At 68.6% G+C, this 15,953-nt stretch carries 18 protein-coding genes and 2 pseudogenes; 13 read left to right on the top strand and 7 right to left on the bottom strand.

Annotated elements, in window-relative coordinates; translation table 11 throughout:
* Positions 1-136 precede the first annotated feature (136 nt).
* The 3 genes from ACFVW8_RS12350 to ACFVW8_RS12340 all read left to right on the top strand — a co-directional run bounded on the left by ACFVW8_RS12350 (position 137) and on the right by ACFVW8_RS12340 (position 4,317).
* A complete protein-coding gene (locus ACFVW8_RS12350) occupies positions 137-568 on the top strand; it encodes a hypothetical protein (protein ID WP_389688851.1) in 432 nt (143 codons plus the stop codon).
* 274 nt (positions 569-842) lie between these two features.
* A complete protein-coding gene (locus ACFVW8_RS12345) occupies positions 843-1,166 on the top strand; it encodes a hypothetical protein (protein WP_389688849.1) in 324 nt (107 codons plus the stop codon).
* A gap of 94 nt (positions 1,167-1,260) precedes the next feature.
* Positions 1,261-4,317 (top strand): Tn3 family transposase, encoded by a 3,057-nt coding sequence (locus ACFVW8_RS12340; RefSeq protein ID WP_389688848.1) that lies wholly within the window; start codon positions 1,261-1,263, stop codon positions 4,315-4,317.
* Positions 4,318-4,550: 233 nt separating this feature from the next.
* Here the strand turns inward: ACFVW8_RS12340 and ACFVW8_RS12335 are convergent, their stop codons facing one another.
* Both ACFVW8_RS12335 and ACFVW8_RS12330 read right to left on the bottom strand, forming a co-directional pair.
* Positions 4,551-4,751 (bottom strand): hypothetical protein, encoded by a 201-nt coding sequence (locus ACFVW8_RS12335; protein ID WP_389688846.1) that lies wholly within the window; start codon positions 4,749-4,751, stop codon positions 4,551-4,553.
* Positions 4,752-5,238: 487 nt separating this feature from the next.
* A pseudogene (locus ACFVW8_RS12330) lies at positions 5,239-5,400 on the bottom strand (metallopeptidase TldD-related protein); the annotation flags it as partial.
* Positions 5,401-5,545: 145 nt separating this feature from the next.
* Between ACFVW8_RS12330 and ACFVW8_RS12325 the strand changes: the two are divergent.
* Positions 5,546-5,767, top strand: coding sequence for a hypothetical protein (locus ACFVW8_RS12325; protein ID WP_389688844.1), 222 nt, complete (start codon positions 5,546-5,548; stop codon positions 5,765-5,767).
* Positions 5,768-6,331: 564 nt separating this feature from the next.
* On the opposite strand, the gene ACFVW8_RS12320 is transcribed toward ACFVW8_RS12325, so the two are convergent.
* Positions 6,332-7,309: a site-specific integrase gene (locus ACFVW8_RS12320; RefSeq protein ID WP_389688842.1), complete on the bottom strand. Its 978-nt coding sequence runs from the start codon at positions 7,307-7,309 to the stop codon at positions 6,332-6,334.
* A gap of 246 nt (positions 7,310-7,555) precedes the next feature.
* On the opposite strand from ACFVW8_RS12320, the gene ACFVW8_RS12315 reads away from it, so the two are divergent.
* On the top strand, positions 7,556-7,987 hold the full coding sequence (locus ACFVW8_RS12315) for a hypothetical protein (RefSeq protein ID WP_389688840.1): 432 nt from the start codon (positions 7,556-7,558) through the stop codon (positions 7,985-7,987).
* 46 nt (positions 7,988-8,033) lie between these two features.
* Here ACFVW8_RS12315 and ACFVW8_RS12310 read toward each other — a convergent pair whose 3' ends face one another.
* Positions 8,034-8,477, bottom strand: coding sequence for an ATP-binding protein (locus ACFVW8_RS12310; RefSeq protein WP_389688838.1), 444 nt, complete (start codon positions 8,475-8,477; stop codon positions 8,034-8,036).
* A gap of 229 nt (positions 8,478-8,706) precedes the next feature.
* On the opposite strand from ACFVW8_RS12310, the gene ACFVW8_RS12305 reads away from it, so the two are divergent.
* The 3 genes from ACFVW8_RS12305 to ACFVW8_RS12295 are packed head-to-tail and all read left to right on the top strand — an operon-like array spanning position 8,707 to position 10,023.
* Positions 8,707-9,558, top strand: a complete 852-nt coding sequence (locus ACFVW8_RS12305; RefSeq protein ID WP_389688836.1) for a Scr1 family TA system antitoxin-like transcriptional regulator — start codon at positions 8,707-8,709, stop codon at positions 9,556-9,558.
* Positions 9,559-9,569: 11 nt separating this feature from the next.
* The gene (locus tag ACFVW8_RS12300; RefSeq protein WP_389688834.1) at positions 9,570-9,761 is read left to right on the top strand and encodes a DUF397 domain-containing protein; all 192 of its coding nucleotides are present in this window, start codon (positions 9,570-9,572) and stop codon (positions 9,759-9,761) included.
* Positions 9,754-10,023: a DUF397 domain-containing protein gene (locus ACFVW8_RS12295; protein WP_389688832.1), complete on the top strand. Its 270-nt coding sequence runs from the start codon at positions 9,754-9,756 to the stop codon at positions 10,021-10,023. The genes ACFVW8_RS12300 and ACFVW8_RS12295 overlap by 8 nt, the downstream gene beginning before the upstream one ends.
* A gap of 35 nt (positions 10,024-10,058) precedes the next feature.
* Here ACFVW8_RS12295 and ACFVW8_RS12290 read toward each other — a convergent pair whose 3' ends face one another.
* Together ACFVW8_RS12290 and ACFVW8_RS12285 are read right to left on the bottom strand one after the other, a co-directional pair.
* On the bottom strand, positions 10,059-10,592 hold the full coding sequence (locus ACFVW8_RS12290) for a TetR/AcrR family transcriptional regulator (protein WP_389688947.1): 534 nt from the start codon (positions 10,590-10,592) through the stop codon (positions 10,059-10,061).
* A gap of 22 nt (positions 10,593-10,614) precedes the next feature.
* Entirely contained in the window at positions 10,615-11,451 is an 837-nt protein-coding gene (locus ACFVW8_RS12285; protein ID WP_389688830.1) for an alpha/beta fold hydrolase, read from the bottom strand.
* A 335-nt stretch (positions 11,452-11,786) separates the two neighbouring features.
* On the opposite strand from ACFVW8_RS12285, the gene ACFVW8_RS12280 reads away from it, so the two are divergent.
* The 3 genes and pseudogenes from ACFVW8_RS12280 to ACFVW8_RS12270 all read left to right on the top strand — a co-directional run bounded on the left by ACFVW8_RS12280 (position 11,787) and on the right by ACFVW8_RS12270 (position 13,862).
* Complete coding sequence (locus ACFVW8_RS12280) at positions 11,787-12,548, top strand: MerR family transcriptional regulator (protein ID WP_389688945.1); 762 nt, start codon at positions 11,787-11,789, stop codon at positions 12,546-12,548.
* 11 nt (positions 12,549-12,559) lie between these two features.
* Positions 12,560-12,652, top strand: a pseudogene (locus ACFVW8_RS12275) (IS5/IS1182 family transposase); the annotation flags it as partial.
* Between the two features lie 142 nt (positions 12,653-12,794).
* A complete protein-coding gene (locus tag ACFVW8_RS12270; RefSeq protein ID WP_389688828.1) occupies positions 12,795-13,862 on the top strand; it encodes a hypothetical protein in 1,068 nt (355 codons plus the stop codon).
* Positions 13,863-13,924: 62 nt separating this feature from the next.
* On the opposite strand, the gene ACFVW8_RS12265 is transcribed toward ACFVW8_RS12270, so the two are convergent.
* Positions 13,925-14,725 carry an aminoglycoside phosphotransferase family protein gene (locus ACFVW8_RS12265; RefSeq protein ID WP_389688826.1) on the bottom strand — a complete coding sequence of 267 codons (801 nt, stop codon included), beginning with the start codon at positions 14,723-14,725 and terminating at the stop codon, positions 13,925-13,927.
* A 79-nt stretch (positions 14,726-14,804) separates the two neighbouring features.
* Between ACFVW8_RS12265 and ACFVW8_RS12260 the strand changes: the two genes are divergently transcribed.
* Positions 14,805-15,701 carry a helix-turn-helix transcriptional regulator gene (locus ACFVW8_RS12260; RefSeq protein ID WP_389688824.1) on the top strand — a complete coding sequence of 299 codons (897 nt, stop codon included), beginning with the start codon at positions 14,805-14,807 and terminating at the stop codon, positions 15,699-15,701.
* Complete coding sequence (locus ACFVW8_RS12255) at positions 15,698-15,907, top strand: VOC family protein (RefSeq protein WP_389688822.1); 210 nt, start codon at positions 15,698-15,700, stop codon at positions 15,905-15,907. The genes ACFVW8_RS12260 and ACFVW8_RS12255 overlap by 4 nt, the downstream gene beginning before the upstream one ends.
* Positions 15,908-15,953: the final 46 nt, after the last annotated feature.

The following is a 15,953-nucleotide window of genomic DNA, read 5'->3' as shown; positions in this document are numbered from 1 at the left end:
CTCGACGAGCGGGATCACGTCAAAAAGCTAGCGGAAAGCGCCGCCACCGTCGGCAAGTTGAGAGTTATTCAGCTACGAGCAGGCGCGGCGCACCGGCCCCTCGTGCGGAGCGGTTCCCCCGGCGTACCGTCCGGCCATGCCCCTGACCTACCTCACCCTCTCGCCGCGCCGTGGCATCGCCCTCGTCGAGCTGCGGCTCCACTCGACGTACGGCGGCCTGATCGAGGGTGCGGCGACCACGGCGGTCAATGACCGGATCGTCGCCGACCTGCTGCGTACCGCCCGGGAGGCGTACCCCGGTCTGCCCGTCCACCTCGTCCCGCCCGCACGCAAGGACCGCGGCCGGGTCACGCGCCGGGGAGAACCGATGGAGGATCTGCCACCCGTGGCGTGCGTCGGCGAGTTCGACTCGAAGGAGCTGGACCCCGCCCACAACGACGGCTGGCACTTCTCCGCGCTCGTCGTCGTCTGGTTCCAGCACACTCCGGACCCTCCGACGAACGACAACGCGCCGGCAGACCTGCGCAGTCTCGCGTGGGAGGAACTGGCGGAGGAATTCGAGAGCTGAGAGGTCTGGGCACGGATAGTGGACGCCGGAAGCCCCGGCGCATCACCCTCGACGTCCGGGCTCCCGTTCCCGTTCCAGGACCCGTTCCAAATCCGTTCCAAGCTGCGGTAGCGGTCCGGTGCCGAACATCACCGGATCGTCACGCCACTGCGATGAATCCGGAAGATATCGCCCATGGGATTCCGCCGGCCGTAGCGTGAAGTGGCAGGAGCTCAGGAGGGTGCGACTCACCCACGCTCCGGTCCGTCTTCGCGTCTCACTCGGGGGAGTATTCATGCATACGACTCGCAGCCGCAGGCACACCGCCACTCTGGGCGCCGCCCTGACCGCCGTACTCGCCCTGGCACTCACCGCCTGCAACGGGGACGACGGCAGCACCGACGGCGCCGACCGGCCGAACAGCTCCGCACCGGCCACCGCCTCTTCCGGCGCCTCCGGGCCCGCCGAGCCCACGCACACCGCAACGACCGGCGGCGCCGGGGACACGGCCCCTTCCGGCACGGCCACGCCCGGAAGCAACGCCTCGCCGGCCACCGGAGGCGACACCAGCGACGCCTACGCGGGGGTTGAGGAACATCGGAACGAAAACCGACGCTAAGCTTTCCGCGTACCTGAGAGCGCTTTGACCTGGACTTCTTCGAGGGCGGAGCCTTCAGCAGTCGTGTTGATCATTGACTGTGTGGAGGTCCGGGGTGCCGGTCGAGTTTCTGACGGATGCACAAGCCGCCGCGTACGCGGCGTACAACGGGGCGCCGTCCCGTACGGAGTTGGAGCGGTTCTTCTTCCTGGACGACGCGGACCGGGAGCTGATCGAGGGCAGGCGGCGGTCCCACAACCGGCTGGGCTTCGCGGCCCAGCTCACGACCGCGCGCTACCTCGGGGTGTTCCTGGACGACCCGACCGACGTGCCGGCCGAAGTCGTCGACTATCTCGCCGAGCAGCTCGGCATCGCGGACGCGTCGGCACTCAAGGCGTACGGGGAACGGGAGAACACCCGGCTGGCTCACGTCCGTGAGCTGCGGAAGCTCCTGGAGTACACGGAGTTCGCCGAGGCGGAAGCCGAGTTGCGGGTGTGGGTGGACGCGCGGGCCTGGACGACCGGGGAGGGCCCGAAGGCGTTGTTCGACGCGGCGGTGGGGTGGCTGCGTGAGCGGCGGGTGCTGCTGCCCGGCGTGACGACGCTCGCCCGGCTGGTGGCCTCGGTACGGGAGGCGGCGAACCAGCGGCTGTGGGACAGCCTCTACCGGCTGCTGAGCACCGGTCAGCGGGCGGTGCTCGACTCCCTGCTGACCGTGCCGCCCGGAGCGCGGGTGTCGGAGTTGGACCGGCTGCGGCGCGGCCCGGTGCGGATCTCCGGCCCGCAGATGAAGTGGGCGCTTGAGCGGGCGGCGGAGATCGACGCGTTCGGGATGGGTGAGCTGGACGTGTCCGGGATACCGCCCCGGCGGCTGGCGGAGCTGTCGCGGTACGGCGTGGACGGCAAGGCGTCCCTGCTGCGGCGTCACGGTGACTCGCGCAGGCTGGCGACGCTGCTGGCCACCGCGGTCTACCTGACGTCCCGGGCGGTCGATGACGCGCTGGACCTGCTGGAGGTGCTGGTCGCGACGAAGCTGCTCGCGCGGGCGGAGCGGGAGACGGCGAAGCAGAAGCTGAAGACGCTGCCGAGGATGGAGCGGGCCGGGATCAGGCTGGCGACCGCGTTCCGGGTCGTGTTCGACACCACGAGTGAGCAGGTCGACACCGAGTCCGGGGAGATCAGTCCGCCGGAGGTGGCGACGCTGACGGCGATGTGGGAGCGGATCGAGGAGGTGGTGCCGCGCGAGGAGCTGGCCGCCGCGATCGCCGCGTTGTTCGAGCTGGCGCCGCCGATCGACTCGGACGCGGATGAAGCATGGCGGACGATGCTGGTCACCCGGTTCCCCACCGTACGGCCGTTCCTGGCGCTCCTCGTCCAGGTCGTCGACTTCGGCGCCACCCCGGAGGGCCTGCCGGTCCTCAAGGCGCTGAAGTCGCTGCCCGACCTGATGGGGCGCAAGAAGGTGAGCCCTGACGAGATCGACACGTCCCTGCTGGTGGGCTCATGGAAGCGGCTGGTGCTGAGCGCGCCGCACCTGGAGGCGGGCACGGTGGACTGGAAGGCGTACGTGTTCTGCGTGCTGGAGTCCTTCCACCGGCTGCTGCGCCGGCGGGAGGTGTTCGCGAAGAACTCCTCGAAGTGGGGCGACCCGCGGGCGAAGCTGCTGGACGGCGAGGCATGGGAGCAGGTCCGTCCGACCGTGCTGGCTTCCCTGAACCTGCCCGGCGAGCCGGGTGAGCACCTGGCGGCGCGGGCCGCGCTGCTGGACGGCACATACCGGGAGGTCGCCGGGCGAGTGCCGGCGAACTCCCAGATCGTGTTCGACGACGACGGCCGCCTGCACTTCGCCGCCCTTCAGCCGGAGCCCGAACCCGCCTCCCTGACCGACCTGCGGAAGGCGGTGGAGGCGATGATGCCCCGCGTCGACCTGCCGGAGGTCCTGCTGGAGGTGTTCTCCTGTACCGGCGCCGACCAGGCGTTCACCTCCATCACCGGCGGCGAGGCCCGGCTCAAGGACCTGCACGTGACGGTCGCCGCGCTGCTGGTCGCGCACGGTTGCAACGTCGGTTACACGCCGGTCATCGGCGGGATCGACGAGCTGAAGTACGGCAGGTTGTCCCACGTCGACCAGACGTATCTGCGGCTGGCCACCTACCGGGCCGCGAACGCCACCCTCATCGAGCACCAGGCGTCCATCGGCCTCGCGCAGGTGTGGGGCGGCGGGCTGGTCGCCTCCGTGGACGGCATGCGGTTCGTCGTCCCCGTCCCCTCGGTCTACGCCCGCCCCAACCCCAAGTACTTCGGGCGCCGGGGCGGCGCCACCTGGCTGAACATGATCAACGACCAGGCGGCGGGGCTCGGCGGGAAGGTGGTGGCCGGCACCCCGCGCGACTCCCTGTACGTGCTCGATGTCCTCTACGACCGGGACGGCGGCAAGCGCCCGGAGACGATCGTCACGGACACCGCCTCGTACAGCGACATCGTCTTTGGACTCCTCACCCTGGCCGGGTTCGCGTACGCGCCGCAGCTCGCTGACCTGCCGGATCAGAAGATGTGGCGCATCGACCGCACCGCCGACTACGGCGCCTTCCAGGAAGCCGCCCGCGGCCGGGTCGACCTCGCCCGGATCGAGCGATGGTGGGAGGACATCCTGCGGATCATCGGCTCCATCCACACTGGCGCCGTGCGCGCGTACGACGTGATCCGGATGCTGTCGCGGGACGGGCGGCCGACCCCGCTGGGCGACGCGATCGCCAACTACGGGCGGATCGCCAAGTCCCTGCACATCCTGCGCCTGGCCGACGAGCCCGGCTACCGCCGCCAGATCAAGGCGCAGGCCAACCTCCAGGAGGGCCGCCACGCCCTCGCGCGGAAGATCTTCCACGGCCGCTCGGGGCAGCTCTACCAGCGCTACCAGGACGGCATGGAGGACCAGCTCGGCGCGCTCGGCCTGGTCCTCAACGCCGTCGTCCTGTTCAACACGAGGTACATGGACGCCGCGGTGAACCAGCTGCGGGCGGACGGATTCGACGTCCGCGACGAGGACGTCGCCCGCCTCTCCCCGTTCGTACGGCAGCACATCAACATGCTGGGCCGGTACTCGTTCAAGCTCCCCGAGCTGCCCGGCGGGCTGCGCCCGCTGCGCGGCAAGGACGCCGCCGACGAGGACTGAATGACACGTGACGCAACAGTCCATTATGGTTGTGCCACCTGGCCGAGCGCCCTGAGCACTAGACATAGGGGAATGGCCTAGGCCATATAGATCTGGCCGGTGTGGGCAGCGGGATCCGTTGCCTGGCTGAGTGTCGTACGACCCCGCCCAAGCTTGTGAGGCGGACGGGGCCGTACGTCGGGATAACCGCCACGCGGCCCTGGGTGTTTGGCGCACCTGGGGCCGCAGCTCTTTTAGAAGAAGAGCCGTGAGAGCACTTCGACGGCAACGCCAGAGAGGACGTTCACGGCAAGGTTCACCGCGGCCTCGATGGCGATCCGCTTGTACTCGCTGATGCGGTCCTCCCGGTCCTGTGACGTCTCCTCGTCGCCGGGCTGCGAGCCATCTTGCTCGCCGCTCTGCGCCGCGTCGCCGTCTTCAGTGCCGGTCGGCATTCCTAGTCCTCCTCTGGTCATTGGTGCACCGGACAGAGCGACCGTCCCGGAGGAGACCAGCCACCCTGCGGGGTGCACCGCAGGACGTTCGGAAGAACAGGTTTGAAATTACAGGGCAGTTGAGTACGCCCCGTGACGCTCGCACCTTCCAACTGGCTGCTGGAGCGCCCACAAACTATGTCACGAGGGGCCTGGTGCGTAGCACCGCACCCACATGATTGATCTGAGCTTTTCTTGAGGTTGGTGTGCGACCTCGGCTGACGCCGGCTGCGGAAGATCCACCGGAATCAGATCCGGCCGTACAGCTCATCTTGTGTCAGTGCAGGGAGCAACGCATTGTTTTTCTGGCCTGCACGTTCTCCTGGCCTGCACGTTCTTCTGGAGGCCCGTCTGAGCGCTGGTGAACCGGAAGACCTGGGCGCCGTCACCGTGGCACTTCCGCATCGCATTCCACCATCCGCCTGCACGTTACGCCGCGCCTCCGCCGCGACTCGTTGAATCGGAAGTTGTTCACCGCGCCGCTCACTTCGCCGTTCTCGACGAGATAGACGCCGTCCCGGGTCAGCCCGGTGAGCAGCATCGTCGCCGGGTCGACCTCGCGGATGCACCAGAGGCAGGTGAGCAGCAGCCCGCGCTCCGTGTTCGCGACCGGCAGCCGGGGGCTGGTTGTGGGCGATCATCGTGGGATTCGTGCTGGGGTTGGCCGCCAAGGCGATCCTCCCGTGAGGCCCCCGCGTCTGTGCGGGAGGTTCTGACCAGCCGGTCAGGACGGATCGACGGGGATTCAGGTTCGCGTGGTCAACGTGTTGCCCGCCCAGCGCGCCTTGTTCTCGAACACGGTGATCCTCCTGGGCACGCAGCGCACCCTGCTGCGGCTGATCGCCCTGCTCCTGGCCTCGTCTTCGCCCTTCGCCGACCTGCCGACGCTCCTCTACAGCCTCTTCTGGAAGAGGCTCACCAACCGGGGAGCCGTGCGCTTGATTCACCTACCAGGACCACCGCAAGGACGTTATTGAGTGCATGTACGCCGCCGTCGCCGCTGGCCTAGAGGCGGACTCGGGGTTGAACGCCGCCGCGACTCGTTGAACCGAACTCGTTGACCCGGCGGGGCGTTGGACCGTTCTCATCGAGGTATGCCCAGAAACGGGCGATCGGCCTCATCGGCACCTTCTTCCTCCTGACCTTGAGTAACAAGACAAGAGCCAAAAAAAGAGACCAAACCGGGTCGGATTGGATACGCCGTCAGTGACCCCGTTGGCAGGCGTCGCCGAGATCCGTTGTCGGCGTAAAACTTGTTCTCGTACACGGTCAGCGCAGTCGGCTCTGGCTGATCGCCTTTCCTCTCGTGTGGAGAGGGCCCTGACGTGCGGCTTTAAACGGAACGCAGGTCGGCTGGGTGGGAGTCTCGCTGACCGACCGGTGCAACTTGTGGCGCACCTGCTGCATGCCCGAAGAGCGGCTGCAGTGGCGGCTGTCCCGAGATGAAGATCGCCACCGCATCGGTCACCGGCCCGTTCTGTGGGGCCTCCGCTCCGGCCGCCGTAGAAGCTGTTGTTCGCAACCTCCGTATTGCGTTGGGCTCAGCGCCTGCTGTCACCGGGCGCGAGAAGGCTGGTGACTTCGGCGATCGCCTCCGCCGAGGGGTGGAAGTACCTGCGGACGTTCTCCGGCTTCTTGTGCCGGGACTTGGCCATGAGCATGAGCAGGCTCGCCCCGGCCTCGCCGAGGTGCGTGAGGCCGGAGTGACGCCACTCGTGCAGGTCCCAGCCCGTGCCGGACTCGCCGCCGATGGCGGTGTGCGCGTCCAGCAGCATGCGCGCCTGCCCGTACGACAGCCGGGCCAGCCCGGTGTCCGGGCACACGTCGCGCGGGCCAACGACCTTGCCGGGGCCCGGCTTGCGGTGCGTGACGAACACCGGCCCCCGCGTACGGCCCTTGAGCAGGCGCGGCAGCAGGCGGGCGGTGCCAGCGTCCCAGTAGGTGGGCTCCAGCACGAAGTCCTCGCGCACCGCGCCGCGGCGGCGGGTGCGCGGCCGGGCGCCCTTGGCTTTCACTGGGGCCCGGCGGCCGGCCAGGTCCAGCTCCTCGATGTTGACGCCGAGGACCTCCTCCGCCCGCGCGCACGTCTCGTAAAGCATCCGCCACAGGGTCTTCTCCCGGAGGTGGACGTCCCGGCGGGCGATGAGCCGGTCGATCGCCATCTTCGAGCGGGCCGGGGTCTCGGAGTCCGGCGGGGTCAGCCGCTTCGCCCACACCGGCACCTTCGGGCCGTCGTAGCCGCGCTCTCGGCACCAGCCGAGCCAGGACAACACGGAGGCCCGCCGGGCGTTCCAGGTGTTGACCGCTGTGCTGCCCCACAGCAGTTCGAGCGCCTCGCCGATCTCGTCGTCGGCGACCGAGGCGAGCGGGCGTGTGTCGCCGAGCCGCTCGGCGGTCTTGCCGACCCCGATCCCGTAGTTGCGGACCGTGTTCGCGTTTCCGAGCGAGTCGAGGAACACGTCGGCCGCGGTGCGGACGGTGAGAGCCTTCCCGGCGGGCAGTCGTACGAGTGTCGGCACCGCTTCCCCTCTTGCCGCAGATAACGGGGCCGCTTCGCGCACGGTCTCCCGGCCGTTCCCGCAGGTCGTGATCAGTCTTCCCGCAGATAATAGGGCGTTATCTGCGGGAAGACTTCAGACGGGTCCGGCCGCCGACGATCCGTCAGTCGCCCACCAGGGCCGATCGAGGCTTAGCGCCGGTTTTCGTTCCGATGTTCCTCAACCCCCTACGCCTACAAGCACATGTGCAAGGGCGAGGACCTCTCCGTGCGGGTGTATCCCCGGGAGGGTTCGCCCACCCAGCAGGTGATCGAGGTGAACAACATCGGCGCGAACTCCTGCGGTCTGAGCTACTTCCCGCTGGTCTTCCTGGGCAACAGCAGCAGCGCGAACCACGGCAAGGACGTCCACCCCCTCATCCCCAGCGGCCTGGGCGGGGCCCCCGCGTACCCGGTGAAGCCCAGGACGGCCGCCCTCGCGGTGATCGATCTGAACCCGAGCGGCGCGAACGCGGCAAGCGGGGCCCTGACCTGGATCAACGAGCTGAACGTGATCGCCTCCGACCACCTGCCCAACGCGGAGACGCAGAACTTCCCGCTCGGCGAGGGCGTCGAGGTGCTCAACCCGAAGCTGGGTCTGTACGACAGCACGATCGACCGGGCCGTGAAGTCGATGACCGAGGCCGACGCGAAGTCCTGACGGGGCAGGGCACACAGCGGCCGGCGAAATGTGACGACAGCTCGCCTCACTGGCAGTCAGGCTTGGCGACGCATTCGACCCACAGCAGCTTGCCGCCCTGCCCCGGCAGCCCGCCGCGCATCGGGTACGCGCCCCAGCACTCCGCGTAGAGCGTGACCAGATACAGCCCGCGGCCCCGCTCGGCGAGCTCGGCCGGAGCCTGCTCGCTCCACCGGAACGGTGCCGGGATGTGCGGTTCGGTGTCCCACACGCCGAGCCGGACCCGGCTGCGCCCCGCGTCACGCATACGCAGCGAGTACGGCCCCGAGGAGTGCCGGTAGGCGTTGGTGACCAGCTCACTGGCCAACAACTCGGCGGTTTCGATGAGTTCAGGCATGCCATGCGTGCGCAGCACGTGCCGGAGCGTGTGGCGAGCCACCCCGGGAGCCCGAGGATCCTGCGGGAGTTGGAGGGTGTACGTCCAGGGCGGCGCTACGGTGGCCGTGGGCATGGAGGTCTCCGATCGCGAAGGGGCGAGGTGGATGAGGTGTCCTGCGGTGAGGTGTCCTGCGGTGCCCGGTGACGAGGCCGCTCCGTCGAGCGGGGTACTTCCGGGCGGGTGGCCTGAGATCGAGATTAGCGGTGCGCAAAGATTCCTTGCTTAAATTGACCAGAATCCTTGCACTGAATCACTCGTGTGAGTGACCGCCCAACGGGACGCATTCCAAGGGGAGTTCGACATGACAGGCAGGGCCGCCCCTACGGCACGCCGCACACGGCTCGGCGTCGAACTGCGCAAACTGCGGGAACGCGCCGGGATGACCACCACGCAGGCGGCCGACCTCCTTGGAACAAGCTCGGGGCAGCTCAGCAACATGGAAGTGGCACGCTTCGGCGTCAGTGCCGAGCGGGTACGGGTCGCGGCCCACACCTACTCCTGCACGGATCAGGCCCTGATCGAGGCGCTCGTGGCGATGACGACCGACCGGAAGCGCGGTTGGTGGGAGGAGTACCGGGAGATCCTGCCGCCCAAGCTGCTCGATCTGGCCGAGATCGAGCACCATGGCACCGCCCTGCACGCGGCGCACAGCATCCACATTCCCGGCCTGTTGCAGACCGTCGATCACGCCCGTGAGATCTATCGGCAGGCCGTCCCCGACCTGCCGCCACCGGAGATCGAGCACCGCGTCTCCTACCGCATCAAGCGACAAGAGGTCCTCTACCGCACCGACCCTGCGCCGTACCGGGCCGTCATTCACGAGGCAGCTCTGCGCATGAGGTTCGGCGGGCCGGACATCGCCCGCAGCCAGCTCCAGCACCTGCTCAAGATGAGCGAGCTCCCCCACGCAACCATCCGCGTGATCCCCTTCGAGGCCACGTACTACCCGGGCTCGGGGCAGTCCCTGTACTACGTGCGCGGGCCGGTTCCCGTACTCGACACCGCGCAGCTGGACCAGTCACATGGCCCCGTGTTCATCGACGCGGAGTCCCAACTGGCGCAGTACCGACTCCTCCTGGAGCGCCTCGATGCCGCGTCCCTGAACGAAGAGCAGTCCCAGGAACTCATCCACAAGGTCGCCCAGAGCCTGTGAAGGGAAGCACGATGCACGCACACACCTGGCAGAGGTCGTCGTACTGCGCACAGGGCGAAGCCTGTGTCCACGTGGGCAGCGACCGACCCGGATCGATAGCACTCACCGAATCAAGCGACCCCAGCGGCGCGATACTCCACACCACCCCCGCAACGCTCCGCGCCCTCCTCCGCACAGTCAAGGAAGGGCACCTCCATGACTGACGCCCCCGCCGACCTCACCTGGATCCGCGCCGCCCCCGAGGGCGACCCCGGACCCGGCCCCTGGATCGAGATCGCCTTCGGCACGGGTGACCTCGTGCACCTGCGTGAGACCAGTGACCCCGAGAACGTCGTCACCACCACCCGCACGAAATGGGAGGCCTTCGAAAAAGGCGTCCGGGCAGGCGAGTTCGACCACTTCACCACAGGTGCCGCAAACCATCCCACCCGCACTGGTTCGGGAGAGGTCCGGACTGAAGGCTGACCGTCCTGCCCTCGGGCACGGGAAGGAACAGATCCTCACAGAGTGCGCAGGCCCCGGTCGGCAAAGGCGATCAGCCACTCAAGGCTCTCGTCGACGTCGGTGCTCCACCGGAAGCCGCCCCCCGCTTCCAGCGTGGCGAACCCGTGGAAGAGGCTGCGCAGCATGCGCAGAGCGTGGTCCGTGTCCGCTTCCGCGATCCCGTAGCCGCGCAGGGCCGCCGAGAACGCGTCGAGCAGTCGCGCGCCCGCGACTGCCAGCGGATCGTCCGGGCCGGACGGCTCCACGCCGATCGTCGCGGCGTAGCGGCCGGGGTGCTCCACCACGAAGGTGCGGAAGGCGCGGGCGGCAGCGGCCAGGGCGTCGCGGCCCGCGTACCCCTGGACCGCGCTGCCGACGGCGTCGGCCGCCTGGCTCAACGCGAGGGCCGCGATGCGGCGGTTGAGGTCTTCCTGGCCGCCGACGTGCTTGTACAGGGAGGGGGCGCGCACGCCCACCCGCTCGGCCAGTGCACCCATCGTCAGGTTCCCCAGTCCCACCTCGTCGGCGAGGGCGGCACCGGCCGCGGCCACGGCCGCCGGGTCCAGGCCCGCCCTAGGCACGGGCGGCGTCCGAACCGAGGAACGTGAGCATGAGGGAAACCACCTGGTCGGGGAACTGGTCGTGTGGGTAGTGCCCGGCGCCGTCGATCATCTCCAGGCGGCCGAGGCCCGACGGCAGGGCGTCGACGACTGCCGCTCCCTCGGCGTGCGGGTCGGCCCAGTCGGGGTCGAGCGTGCCCATCACGACCAGAACCGGGCAGCGCACGTTGCCGAGCTGCGCGCCGGCATCGGTCGGGGCGCTGCGGCCCATGGCCTGCATGGCCTTCATCCGGCCCGGCTCCCGCAGCAGCGCGTCGATCCGGCCGAGCCGCTCCGCCCAGTCGGCCGGCTTCACCCCGGGATAGGCCACGTCCAGGTACGAACGCCACAGCGGCAGACTGCCGAACACACCCGCACCGAGCAGCCGCAGCATCCCCTGCCGGAACCGCTTCACCCGCAGATCACCCAGCCGCATCGACTGCTTGCGAGTGAACGGCCCCAACTCGACGACCGCACTGACCAGCGAGGGCTCCTGCGCCGCGGCGATGGTGGCGGCACCGCCGGACACGGAATGGCCGACGAGCACGGCCGGCCCTCCCAGGTGGCGGATCACTGCGAGCAGGTCACCCGCGATGTCGGTGCGGCTCCAGGCCGGCCAGTCGGTGCTGGACTCGCCGCAGCCGCGCAGATCGACCGCGGCGATCCGGTAGCCCGCCCCCACCAGCGCCGGGATCATGGCACGGTACGCGGCGCGGCTGTCCCCCATCCCGTGAGCGAGAACGACCAGCGGGCCGGAGCCGGAAACTTCGTAAGCGATCGTGCCACCGTCGACGGCAAGGTACTCGGTCACGACAACTCCCCTGGTTGGCTAACTTCGATAGCCAAAAGCTAATAGGTGTAGCCATGCTTGTCAACCGATCGTCCGAGGCCGGCCCTCAGCCGGAACGCGAGCCGCGCCCCGGCTCGCCGACTGAGTCACCGGCCGGCCGGCTCGGAGAGCCCGGCAGTAGATGGGCTCAAACAGCGGCTGTTGGTGAGTACTGGTTCACAAGCGGCGGATCTTCAGCGCTTACTGAGCGTGGCGAGAGCGTTGCGTTCCGGCGCCCGCTTGCGCCTTCCGCAGCGTCAACTCCTACGGTCATGGCTGTGGCCGGAGAGACCGGCCCGGCGATGAAAGGCACGGCTATGGCCTGGTCCATCGCGGACGTGGCCCGGATGTCCGGGGTGACGTCCCGGACGCTGCGGCACTATGACGAGATCGGGCTGCTCGCTCCCGCGTACATCGGGAGCAACGGCCACCGCTACTACGAGGAAGCGGATCTGCTGCGGCTGCAGCAGATCCTGCTGATGCGGGAACTCGGTCTGGGACTACGCGACATCACAGCGGTCCTGGAGCGCCAGGTCGACCAGGTGGCCGCGCTGCGGGAGCACCGTCGGAGGCTGCTGGCGGAGCGGGAGCGGCTGGATGTACTGGCCGCCACGGTCGGCCGCACCATCGCCGAACTTGAGGAAGACGAGGACACCCACGATATGACGAAGATCAGCACGCCGGAGAACCTGTTCGACGGCTTCGACGCCGCCCGGCACGAGGCGGCCGCCCGCGAGCAGTGGCCTGACGAGGGAGCGCAGTCGAGGCAATTCGCCGGCACACTCACCGCTGAGGACCAGGCACGGCTGCAACGGGAGGCGACTGCGGCGATGGTCCGCATGGCCGAGTTCGCGGCAGCCGCCACGCCGGTGACCGACCCGGCGGTGCAGGCCGAGGTCGATGCCCACTACCGGAGCATCTGCCGGATGTGGAGCCCGAACGCAGCCGCGTTCAAAGCCCTCGGGCAGACCTATGTCGACGATGTGCAGTGGCGCGCGGCCTACGACCAGGTCGCTGTCGGGCTCGCCGCCTACCAGCGAGACGCCATGGCCGCCTACGCGGACGCCCGCCTGAGCTGACCGGCCACCGGACGGCCGCCATCGTCACACTGCGCATGCTCATCCGCCGTTCCACCCCTCTCCACCGCTGGGACAACCGCCCCACCACCGAGCGACTCACGTGACACCTACTGCCGAGCTCCCTCAGTCCGATGTCAGAGCGGCCCCTTAGTGTCAGTCGACATGACCGACCGAGGTGTTCCAGGGCCTGGACCAGCCCGATGACACCGAGGTGACCTTCCTGAAGTCGGCTGCGATGGTGAGGAATTGAGCGAGATGCAAGGTGTTCCCAGCAAAATCGCCGCAGGTGACATCGAGCTCGCGGACAGGACTCTCAACGCCATGGGAGTCGCCGACAGCGGCTATCACGGCGTCGGCTGGTCGGTGCAGCTTCTGGACCAGCTGTGTGATCTCCCTCAAGAGCGTCGTCGCCGCCTCGCCATTTCCCTGGCCGCGCGTTGCCACCGCATCGAGGAGGCTTACGAGTTCCGGTCACGGACACTGCTTCTGTCCGGGATCCTCGCCGCGGACCTACCCGAGGACCCGCTGTCCGCCGAGCGCGTCGAGGTGCTCGACGACCTCGGTGAATGCCACTCCTTCTGGTACGAGGAGCATCTCTCGGTCCTGGTGAAGGCGGAACTGGCGGCCGGCCGCTCTCTCACGCCGGCTGCGATTGCCGCCTTCCGTCGCAGTGGCATGGAATACGGCTTCCCGGCCGCACCACTCGTCCGCGCCGGTGAGAAACCCACCGATCCGGTGCTCAACGTGGGGGAGAAGTGGGCCGAACGTGCCCTGGAGGAGGTGGGTCCGGGTCCGGACGACCCGTGGCGAGCGCTGCTCGCGCACGCCCTCGCCGCCACGTCCGCCAGGCCCAGCGCGAAGTGGGACAGGCTGGCTCGACAGCTCGTCGAGCCGCTGGGCCCCGAGCTGGTGCGGGAGAAGGTGGTGTCCTGGCTGGCGCTGGTGGGCGTTCCGCGTACCTTCCGTGTGAAAGCCGTGTTCTGCGAAGACCGGCACTTCAACGAGGTCTTCGACCCGTACAACGCCCTCGCGCTGCGTGGCCTTGCCTGGCTGTTGTCGCTGCTGCCACCGCATCCCGACGCAGTGCGTGCGCTGGGGGCGTTGGTGGAGAACTCACTGCAGAAGGTGCCCGGGCGGGGCCCGCGCAGTGCGAAGGTGGCGCATGCGGGCGCGCTCGCCCTGGGCCGGATCGACAGTGAGCCCGCGCCGGCCGAACTGGACCGCCTCGCCGCCCAGGTGACACACAAGGCCACCGCGAAGGTGATCGCCGCCGCTCTGGAGGCGCATGCGACCGCCCTGGTCCGTCCGGCCTGAGGGATTCGGACGCCAACCCGTCGCGGGCTTCTCAGCAGAGCCGCAATCGATACCGGTCTTCGTCAGCGCAGAGCGTTCATGAAGTCAGCGCGATGGGCGGCTGTGTGGTCGTGTTCACGCCGGGACCAGTCGATCCGGGCGAGAATCTGCTCGCTGTCAGCCATCCGTGGCCCCGGGGTGTTGAGGTGCTGGTGCCACCAGAGGGCGTTGCGGTTCTGGCGGTCCAGGACGGCATCGACGAGCTCGAAGCGCTCGGCGGTCTCCAACCCGTAGGAGTCGGCGAGAATGCGTACCTGGTCCGCCTGTGCGCGGGGAGGCGGGGCTTGCGACCTGGAGGAGATGCACCACGTCCAGGCCATGTATCCCAGATCTTCCAGGGGCTCGCCGGGGGCAGCGGTGTCGAAGTCGATGAAGGCCATCGGGCGGCCCCGCTGGAAGACGACGTTGTTCGGGCCGGGATCGTGATGGCAGACGATCGGAGAGGTTCCGGTGAGGCGACTGCCGCGCGTGGCCTCATGCAACGAGCGCAGAAGCGCGCCGGCAGCCGCAACCTGATCGTCTTTCCACACCTGGAATCTGGCCGGCACCCGGCCGGGCACATAGGTGAACGTGTCGCGCCCCGCACTGTCGAGCCCGAGATGCCGTGGTGCGCCTGTGAACCCGCATTGGTGCAGGTGCTCCAGCAATTCCGCGACGAAGGGCGATCTGGCCGTGACGGGTCGCCGCACGGTGTCGTCAACGCGTACCACCCCCGCAGTGATCCGGCCTCCGGACAGTGGGACTTCGCCCTCTCCTGTGTTCACGGCAACAGCCTCTCGTCCCTCGGCCGCTTCGGATGGCCTCTGCCTGAGGTTCGCGTTCACGGGCTGACGCCCCCCCAGCGCCCCCACCACGGGTTCCGCCCCCGGACCGACCTGCGCCGCACCACCACCGTGATCACGGATGGCATCAACTTCAGGAACAAGGACGTGTCAGGCTGGGGCGATGCATCCATCTTCTGCACTGGGGGAGTTCCTGCGGTCCAGACGGGCGCGGCTACGGCCCGAGGAGCTCGGGCTACCCGGTGGTGTACGGCGGCGCCGGGTGGCTGGGCTTCGGCGCGAGGAGCTGGCTCCGCTGGCCGGGGTGAGCGTCGGCTACTACATCCGACTGGAACAGGGCCAAGCCCCGAACGTGTCGGACGAGGTACTCGACGCCCTGGCCCGCACTCTGCGCCTGGACGGCGATGAACGCCGCCACCTTCACCGGCTGGCGCGGATCACGCACGCGCAGGAGACGGCGCAACCCGAAGTGCTGCGGCCCGGAATCACGCACATGGTCCGGGCGTACACAGAAGCCCCGGCCATCGCAGTCGGCCGCCGCGGAGACATCCTTGCCTGGAATCCGCTGGCGCACGCCCTGCTGGCACCGCACTGGCCGTTCGAAACTGCGGGCAGCACACCCAACTTCGTACGCATCGACTTCACGGATCTTGAGTTCGCCCGCGGACTGTACGTCGACTGGACAGCCAAGGCCCGGGACGACATCGCGTATCTACAGGTGTCGATGAGCAAGTTCCCCAACGATGAGGCCCTGCTGGCGCTGACCAACGAACTGAAGGAACTCAGTCCCGAGTTTCGCGAGATCTGGGCCGAGCACCCGGTGAGCAACTGCGCCACCGTCTCCCGCACGTACCGGCATCCGCAGGTGGGCGTCATGACTCTCACCGCGGAACTGCTGCGTACCCCGGACGATGAAGGACTGGGTGTGACGATATTTCAGGCAGCCCCGGGGTCGGTGTCACAGGAGCGGCTGCGGCGGCTGCGGGGACTGGTGCTCGATGACACTGTGGATCAATGACTGCCTTTTACCATGTGTGCTTCGTGGTTCCGGACATCGAGCAGGCAATGCAGGACTTTAAGCGTGCGGCTGGGGTCGCGTGGAGTGATCCGGTATCCGACCGGCTCGGTGAGTGGGACTACCGCATCGTCTTCACCGCCGGCGGACCGCCCTTCGTCGAACTCATCGAAGGGCCGCCCGGCAGTCCCTGGGACGCGTCCAGGTGAGCCAGGTTCGATCACATCGGCTTCTGGACCAGCGATGTACGGCACG

Origin of the sequence: Streptomyces sp. NPDC058221 (assembly GCF_042882365.1) — a bacterium.
Lineage (GTDB): Bacteria > Actinomycetota > Actinomycetes > Streptomycetales > Streptomycetaceae > Streptomyces.
This window is presented reverse-complemented; position numbering and strand designations above follow the sequence as displayed.